The organism is Aequoribacter sp. (assembly GCF_965659035.1).
Classification (GTDB): Bacteria; Pseudomonadota; Gammaproteobacteria; order Pseudomonadales; family Halieaceae; genus Aequoribacter.
Genome location: NZ_CBFHWH010000015.1, coordinates 31801 through 39968 on the forward strand (window position 1 = coordinate 31801; position 8168 = coordinate 39968).

The 8168-nt window shown below is 51.4% G+C and carries 10 protein-coding genes; 8 read left to right on the top strand and 2 right to left on the bottom strand.

Annotated features, from left to right (window positions below; all coding sequences use genetic code 11):
• A partial coding sequence (locus ACTF5Z_RS04375; protein WP_438984643.1) for an HlyC/CorC family transporter occupies positions 1-836 on the bottom strand: 836 nt, incomplete at its 3' end.
• 82 nt (positions 837-918) lie between these two features.
• Positions 919-1713, bottom strand: coding sequence for a cytochrome C assembly family protein (locus ACTF5Z_RS04380; RefSeq protein ID WP_438984644.1), 795 nt, complete (start codon positions 1711-1713; stop codon positions 919-921).
• Between the two features lie 93 nt (positions 1714-1806).
• Here ACTF5Z_RS04380 and ffh point away from each other — a divergent pair, with 93 nt between their 5' ends.
• The 8 genes from ffh to ACTF5Z_RS04420 form a co-directional block, all read left to right on the top strand.
• Positions 1807-3171: a signal recognition particle protein gene (ffh, locus tag ACTF5Z_RS04385; RefSeq protein WP_423849231.1), complete on the top strand. Its 1365-nt coding sequence runs from the start codon at positions 1807-1809 to the stop codon at positions 3169-3171.
• Between the two features lie 148 nt (positions 3172-3319).
• Positions 3320-3574, top strand: coding sequence for a 30S ribosomal protein S16 (rpsP, locus tag ACTF5Z_RS04390; protein WP_423849232.1), 255 nt, complete (start codon positions 3320-3322; stop codon positions 3572-3574).
• A 5-nt stretch (positions 3575-3579) separates the two neighbouring features.
• Positions 3580-4101, top strand: coding sequence for a ribosome maturation factor RimM (gene rimM, locus ACTF5Z_RS04395; RefSeq protein WP_423849233.1), 522 nt, complete (start codon positions 3580-3582; stop codon positions 4099-4101).
• A gap of 15 nt (positions 4102-4116) precedes the next feature.
• Positions 4117-4857, top strand: coding sequence for a tRNA (guanosine(37)-N1)-methyltransferase TrmD (gene trmD / locus ACTF5Z_RS04400; RefSeq protein WP_438984645.1), 741 nt, complete (start codon positions 4117-4119; stop codon positions 4855-4857).
• A gap of 44 nt (positions 4858-4901) precedes the next feature.
• Complete coding sequence (gene rplS, locus ACTF5Z_RS04405) at positions 4902-5252, top strand: 50S ribosomal protein L19 (protein ID WP_423849235.1); 351 nt, start codon at positions 4902-4904, stop codon at positions 5250-5252.
• 133 nt (positions 5253-5385) lie between these two features.
• Entirely contained in the window at positions 5386-6282 is an 897-nt protein-coding gene (gene xerD / locus ACTF5Z_RS04410; protein WP_423849236.1) for a site-specific tyrosine recombinase XerD, read from the top strand.
• Positions 6283-6357: 75 nt separating this feature from the next.
• Positions 6358-7119: a DsbC family protein gene (locus ACTF5Z_RS04415; protein ID WP_438984646.1), complete on the top strand. Its 762-nt coding sequence runs from the start codon at positions 6358-6360 to the stop codon at positions 7117-7119.
• Positions 7120-7185: 66 nt separating this feature from the next.
• A partial coding sequence (locus tag ACTF5Z_RS04420) for an aminotransferase class I/II-fold pyridoxal phosphate-dependent enzyme (protein ID WP_438984647.1) occupies positions 7186-8168 on the top strand: 983 nt, incomplete at its 3' end.

The window sequence follows — 8168 nt, forward strand, 5'->3', positions numbered from 1 at the left end:
TAAGGTTGTTCCATTTCGCGTAGCAAGGCTTCTCGGTCTAAACCGTTGGCATCGACAATACGGCTGATGTTGCGCATGTGCAAAATGCCTTCGATATTATTGATGTCTTCGCGCCATACGGGTAATCGCGTATGTTCTGAAGCTTGCAGCGTCTTCATGATCTCTTCATCGGTATCATCAAGGTCAATGCCGTATACCTCGTTGCGAGGCACCATAATGTCATCGACACTGACTTCCTCGAGATCTAGGATGTTTAGCAGCATTCCGCGGTGCCGAGTCGGAATCAATTGACTCGACTCGTTAACGATAGTGCGCAGCTCGTCGGACGATACGGAATCGTTGCTGGTGTTTTCTGGGTTTACCCCGAGAAGTTTAAGCAGGCCATTGGTGACGCCGTTGATGGCCCACACCAATGGGTACATGATTTTCATCAGCGGTAACAACACAATGCTTGCCGGAAAGGCAATACGCTCGGGGTGCAACGCCGCAATCGTTTTTGGTGTGATCTCGGCAAAAATTAAGATCACCAGCGTCAGTACCAAGGTCGCGATGGCGATACCAGCGTCACCGAACAGGCGGATCGCGATCACCGTCGCGATAGCAGAGGCCAGAATATTGACCAAGTTGTTGCCGATTAATATAAGGCCGATGAGTCTGTCGGGTCGCTCAAGCAATTGACTGGCACGCTCTGCACCCTTGTGCTTTTCGTTGCGCAAGTGTTTCAGGCGGAATCGGTTGAGTGACATCATCCCTGTTTCTGAAGACGAGAAAAAACCCGACAGGACGATTAAGATGGCGAGAGCTGTAAACAGCAGCTCTAAGGGCGCTTCGTTCAACGCTGTGTGAATCTCATATGTCTATTGAGGTGTAAGTGTCTCGAACTTCTGGCCAGCACGCAAGCGACAAAACGAGACTTTTCTAGTCTAAGAGCCACTGCAGTACAAATTTTGAGCCGAAGTAGGCTAGCAGGATCAGGGAAAATCCAGCGAGAGTAAGTTTTACCGCGGTTCTCGATCGCCAGCCCTGCTGGTGATGCCCCCATAAAAGACTGGCGTAAACCAACCAAGCGCTGATGGTGAAGACCGTTTTGTGCGCCACATGCTGAGCGAGCATGTCTTCCAAAAAAACAAAACCTGTAATGATGGCTAAGCTGAGAACCACAAAGCCAATCCACAAGAGCTCGAAGAGCAAGCGTTCCATTTTTTGGAGTGGTGGCAACCAACGAGTCACTCCTAAGTTGTGATGTTTGCGCAGCTGTCGATCTTGTAAGGCGACGAGCCCGGCCTGCATGGCCGCAATTGCCAGCAAGGCGTTGGCAGATAATGAACATGCAATGTGAATGACAACGCCCGGTGCCAAAGAAGTGGCCTGCATCTCGCTTGGCGCCAGTACGCTGACCAATACGGTCAGGGCGGAGAGTGGGAATAGACCAATCAACACCGTTTGCAAGGGTCTGATGACCAGCAACAGTGCGGCGACGACATTGGTTAACAGGAATGCGAGTGATGAGGCCTCGATAAACCCCAGCGGCGCGAGCGCGTGGGACTGCAAAGCCCCAAAAACTAAGTAAGCGTGCAAGATAATTGCGAGTGCGCCGCTGCTCAAGGCCAAAACAGAGCTGGCTCCACGGTGTCTGGGTGCATAGTAAAGTTGATGTCCAGCGGCCAGGAAATACGCTGTGGCTGTCGCTAAAGCAATAATCAAGGCGGTCATGAGTGGGCGCTGGCCTGTGGTTGACGTATAATCCTCCTTTGTACCCAGATCGAGTCACATAATCAATAGGGCAGAGGCCCTAGAGAGGTCAGCATGTTTCAAAGTTTGTCAGATCGCTTGTCTGCGACCCTAAAATCCATTTCCGGTAAAGCGAAGCTGAGTGAAGATAATATTCAAGGCACATTGCGCGAGGTGCGTATGGCCTTGCTTGAGGCCGATGTTGCTTTACCCGTCGTTAAAACGTTTACGGAGGCGGTTAAGCAGCGGGCATTAGGTCAAGAAGTGGCTCAGGCTCTAAGCCCTGGGCAAGCTTTTCTAAAAATCGTTCAATCAGAGCTTGAGTCCACCATGGGCTCGGCCAACGAGTCGTTGAACCTTGCTGCGCAACCTCCAGCTATTATCTTGATGGCCGGTCTACAGGGTGCGGGTAAAACGACATCGGTGGCTAAATTGGCGCGTCGTTTGATCGAACGCGAGAAGAAATCAGTCTCGGTGGTCAGTGCTGACGTTTATCGTCCGGCAGCAATCAAGCAGCTAGAAACCTTGGCTCAGGAGGTCGGTGCTCGTTTTATTCCAAGCGAGATTAACCAATCTCCGGTTGAGATTGCCAAGCGCGCGGTGCAAACGGCGAAAACACAATTTAGCGATGTGCTGTTGGTAGATACTGCGGGACGGCTCGCCATTGATGCAGAAATGATGGCGGAGATAAAAGACCTGCATGCGGCGATTAACCCAATAGAAACCTTGTTCGTCGTTGATGCGATGACCGGGCAAGATGCGGCCAATACTGCGAAGGCCTTCGGTGACGCCTTGCCTCTAACAGGCGTGATTTTGACCAAAGTCGATGCCGACGTGCGTGGTGGTGCGGCTCTGTCAGTTCGTTCCATTACTGGCAAGCCGATCAAGTTTTTAGGTGTAGGCGAAAAAACGCAGGCGCTGGACCCTTTTCACCCCGACCGAATAGCCTCGCGCATTTTGGGGATGGGCGATGTCTTATCGCTTATTGAAGAGGCCGAGCAAAAGGTTGATAAGGCCAAAGCGGAACGTATCGCCAAGAAAGTGAAAGCAGGTAAGCGCTTTGACTTAGAGGATTTTCGTGACCAATTACAGCAAATGAACAATATGGGTGGAGTAACGGGTATGTTGGATAAACTCCCCGGTATGGGCGGTATGGCCCAGGCTGCTCAGGGCATGGACCCCAAAATGTTTATGCGTATGGAGGCTATGATCAACTCGATGACGCCGAAAGAGCGTCGCAACCCTGATTTAATCGCGGGCTCGCGTAAGCGTCGTATCACCCTGGGCTCTGGCACACAGGTCCAAGATCTAAATCGCCTACTTAAACAGCATAAACAGATGCAAAAGATGATGAAAAAGATGAAGGGCGGAGGCCTCGAACGAATGATGCGAGGCATGGCCGGTAACATGCCAAAGGGCGGTGGTTTTCCCTTTCGGTAAATGATTGAGAAATTACGAAAGCTTGTGAAAAATCGGGCTTTCAAAGCGGGGCGTTTTTCCGTATGATACGCGCCTTTCCGGCAAGGGTGCCGGTATTGCCTCTGTAACACCAAGAATTTGGGGCGTTCAAACTAACAGGAACACATTTATGGTAACAATTCGATTGGCAAGAGGCGGAGCAAAAAAGCGTCCTTTCTACCACTTTACTGTGGCTGATAGCCGTAACTCTCGCAATGGCCGTTTTATTGAGCGTGTGGGCTTTTTTAACCCGACAGCTCGTGGGCAGGAAGATCGTTTGCGCGTTGATTTTGATCGCGTTGACTACTGGCGTAGTAATGGCGCGCAAGTGTCAGATCGCGTTGCCAGCCTGTTGAAAGAGGCTTCAAGCTCAGCTGAGGCCTAAGTCCCATGGCGGGCGATGATCTCATTACGGTCGGGCGAGTGCTCGGCGCGCATGGGGTCAAAGGATGGGTAAGGATAAGAAGTTTTACCGATCCAGAAGAGCAATTATTTGAGTATGCGCCTTTGTATTTGATGCAAAGAGGCAGCAAAACCGCGTTTGAAGTTGAGGCTCGCAAAGGTCTGACAAAAGGCTGGTCAGTAAAGCTTAAAGGGCTTGATGATCGAAACGCGGCGGAGTTGTTACAGGGTGTCGATATAACGATGCCGTCCGCGATGCTCCCGGAGTTAGCGGAAGACGAATTCTACTGGCGCGACTTGATTGGCATGACAGTAGTTACAAAAGGGGTGTTGCTCGGCGAAGTGAGTAGCATGCTTGAAACAGGCGCAAACGATGTGCTCGTTGTTAAAAGCACTGAAGGTAGCGTCGATGAGCAAGAGAGGTTGATTCCATTCTTGCTTGAGCGAGTTGTTCTCGGCGTTGATATAGCGTCGAATACCATTGAGGTCGATTGGGATCCTGAGTGGTAAAGGGGAGGTAAAGCAATGCAGTTAATGCTTGTGACACTTTTTCCCGAAATGTTGACTGCCCTGACACGGTCAGGGGTCACGAGCAGGGCCTGCGACTTGGGCTTAGTGCAGATTGGTGCGATAAATCCGCGTGATTATGCATTTAATAAGCACAAGTCGGTCGATGATCGTCCTTATGGCGGTGGGCCCGGCATGGTAATGGCGATTGAGCCTTTGCGTTTGGCTATTGACCAGGCGCGAAAGCAGGCGCAGAACGCACGAGTGGTGTACATGTCGCCACAAGGGCAACCTCTAACACAAGAGCGTGTTAAAGAGTTGGCAAGTAACGAAGCGTTGATTTTTGTAGCGGGACGTTACGAAGGGATAGATGAGCGGCTGATCGCAGCGGAAGTTGACGAAGAAATCTCGATCGGAGATTACGTCTTAAGCGGTGGTGAGTTGCCGGCGATGGTAGTGATGGACGCGGTTTGTCGATGGGTCCCTGGTGTGTTGGGCCACGATCAATCGGCGGAGCAAGACTCGTTTGTTAACGGGCTTCTCGATTGCGAGCACTACACACGCCCAGAAGTATACGAGGGCCAGGCTGTGCCCGATGTGCTGCTCAGTGGTAATCACGAGCGCATACGGAAATGGCGTTTACAGCGGTCGCTGGTTAGGACATTAGAACGACGTCCTGATCTGATGGAACAACGCGAGTTAACGCGGGAAGAAAAGACGCTGTTGGACGAGTATTTGGCGCAGCAGCAAACAGATTAAGTAGATCGAGCCGGCGTGAGCGGGTTTCAAAAGGAGTAGCAACGATGAGTAACATTATTTCTCAGCTTGAAGCAGAGCAAATGAGCAAGGAAATCCCTGAGTTTAGCCCCGGTGATACCGTGGTCGTTCAGGTTCGTGTAAAAGAAGGTAACCGCGAGCGTTTGCAGGCCTTCGAAGGCGTTTGCTTGGGCATTAAAAATCGCGGCCTGAATTCTGCGTTCACTTTGCGCAAGATTTCTCATGGTGTTGGTGTTGAGCGTACCTTCCAGACTTACAGCCCCTTAGTGGAAAGCATTTCGGTCAAACGTCGCGGTGACGTTCGTCAAGCGAAGCTTTACTACTTGCGTGAACTGAGCGGTAAAGCGGCTCGCATTAAAGAAAAGCTGTCCAATTAAACGACTTCTCTGGGCTTCGGCTCGGACATCTTTTGCAAAGCGCTGGCTTCGGTCGGCGTTTTTTGCGTTCTAGTACAACTCCTTGCTGACGTCGTGGTAGAGTTCAGGAATCGTGGTTAAACGCTCAAGTGCTATGGCGACGTCTCCTGATATCGAGCAATTCATTGACGCCTTGTGGATGGAGAGGGGTCTCTCTGACAATTCGTTGAGCGCGTATCGCACCGATCTTGCCCACTACCAGGCCTGGTTAGACAAAGCGGTCGCTGGCAGGCCGCTACGTCAAGCTGACGGAGCGGACTTGCAGCGCTATTTGGGACTTCGATTGAAGCAGGGGCGTTCGCCTCGATCAACGGCTCGTTTACTATCGTGTTTGCGAAGTTTTTATCGCTATGCCTTGCGGCAAAGCTGGTGCGTAACGGATCCAACAGCGGATGTTGAGTCACCTAAAATGGGGCGTGCGTTACCTAAGTCGCTATCTGAGCAGGATGTTGATGCCCTGCTCAGTGCCCCAAACGTCGAAAGCCCAATTGAATTGCGCGACAAGGCGATGCTTGAGTTGTTGTATGCTTGCGGTTTGCGTGTTAGCGAATTGGTAGGGCTCACGCAGCTTAATGTCAGTGTTAATCAAGGCGTTGTGCGTGTATTAGGCAAAGGTTCGAAAGAGCGATTGGTGCCGATGGGCGAGGAGGCGCTGGATTGGCTTATGCGTTATCTGCGCGAAGGGCGCCCACTGATCGTCGAAAAAAAAGCGAACGATTGGTTGTTTCCCAGTATTCGCGGGCAAGGTATGACGCGCCAAACCTTTTGGCATCGAATCAAACTGTATGCGAAGCGGGCGGGAATTAAGGCACCTCTGTCTCCACACACCTTGCGTCACGCTTTTGCGACCCATCTTTTGAATCACGGGGCCGACTTGCGAGTCGTTCAAATGCTATTGGGTCACTCCGATCTAACGACAACGCAAATTTATACTCACGTAGCACAGCAACGCTTGCAAGATTTGCACGCAAAGCACCATCCAAGGGGCTAGAGCCATACCAACTGTGTGCGACACAGGGTACAATAAGACGTTTTCGAACGTGCAATTCACAATGCCCAGAGACCTATGATGAAAAACCTTCAGAAGATCTTGATTGTCTGCCTGTTAGCCATGCTTGCGTCCCGCGTTTTTGGAGCGGACGACGATGCCGAGTCACGTTTAAAACAGACGCTTGAGGCGAGTCTAGCGGGCATGGTGGTTGAGTCTATAAAACCCGCGGGCGTCGACGCGCTTTACGAAGTGACGTTCCGGAACGGTCCTACGATTGTGGCCCACGAGTCAGGTTCGTATTTTTTTGTAGGCGATTTGTTCTCGGTGCTTGAAAGTGGTGTCGTCAACCTTACTGAGATGCGCCGCAATGGCGAACGGGCCAAATTGATGGCATCGGTTAAGGACAGCGATACCACAATTTTTATGCCGGAGGGTGAGGTCAAAGCTGTCATTAGCGTGTTTACCGATACGACTTGTTATTACTGCCGCAAGCTGCACGCTGAGGTGCCTCGTCTGAACGAGCTAGGGGTCGAGGTGCGCTATCTGGCGTATCCACGTTATGGTCTAAATCCTGCGGACAAAAATCGTCGAGGACTGGATGAACTAGTTAGCACTTGGTGCTCTGATGACCGAGCGGATACCCTGACTGCATACAAAAACAACGAGAGTAGAGCACTCAAAACCTGTGCCAGTACCTTAGTTACCGAGCAGTTTAACTTGGGTCGTGCCGTTGGCGTGAACGGTACTCCCGCGATCGTTTTAGACTCGGGCGAGCTCATCCCAGGCTACAAGACAGCCGACCAACTCGCCGAGATTTTGGGTATTACCGAAGAGTAACAACTGAGCGCACGCGCGCTTGCATTTTAGACTAGGCCTGCGGGCCCCTTTATTTTTGGAATCACTGTGAACGACCATTTTGCACGAATCGACCGTCTCCCTCCTTACGTCTTCAATATTACAGGACAGCTCAAGCAGGAAGCCCGCGCGCGGGGCGAAGATATCATTGACTTTGGTATGGGTAACCCCGATCAACCTACGCCACAGCACATCGTAGACAAGTTGGTCGAGACCGCACAGCGTGGCGATACACATCGTTACTCGCAGTCTAAGGGTATTCCTCGGTTGCGTCGGGCCATTACCACTTGGTATAAAAACCGGTACGACGTCGATTTAGATCCAGAAACAGAGGCCATTGTTACACTGGGCTCAAAAGAAGGCCTGGCCCACCTGGCTTTGGCTACTACTGGGCCTGGTGATGCGATTTTGGTGCCTAACCCAAGCTATCCGATTCACCCCTACGGTTTCGTGATTTCCGGTGCGGATATTCGCCACGTCCCCATGAGCGATGAACACCAGTTTTTTGAAGAATTAGAAAACTCGATCAAGAATTCGTGGCCGCGCCCCAAGATGTTGGTGCTTAGTTTCCCGTCGAACCCAACGACGCAGTGCGTGCAGTTGGAGTTTTTTGAGCGTGTCATCGCCATTGCGAAAGAATATGGCATATGGGTGGTTCAAGATTTAGCCTACGCTGATCTTTGCTTTGATGGGTACGTCGCTCCATCGATCATGCAGGTCGAGGGCGCGAAAGATATCGCAGTTGAATTTTTTACAATGTCGAAAAGTTACAACATGCCTGGCTGGCGTGTTGGCTTTTGCGTGGGCAACCCCACTTTGGTTGGCGCTTTGGCTAAGGTAAAAAGTTACCTTGATTACGGTATGTTCACACCCATACAGGTTGCCGCAATTGCCGCCTTAGAGGGCGATCAATCTTGTGTCAGCGATATTGTGGCTTTGTACAAAAGCCGCCGCGATGTGCTTTGCAGCGGCCTAAACAATGCAGGCTGGCCTGTTGTACCCCCCAAAGCGACGATGTTTGTCTGGGCTCA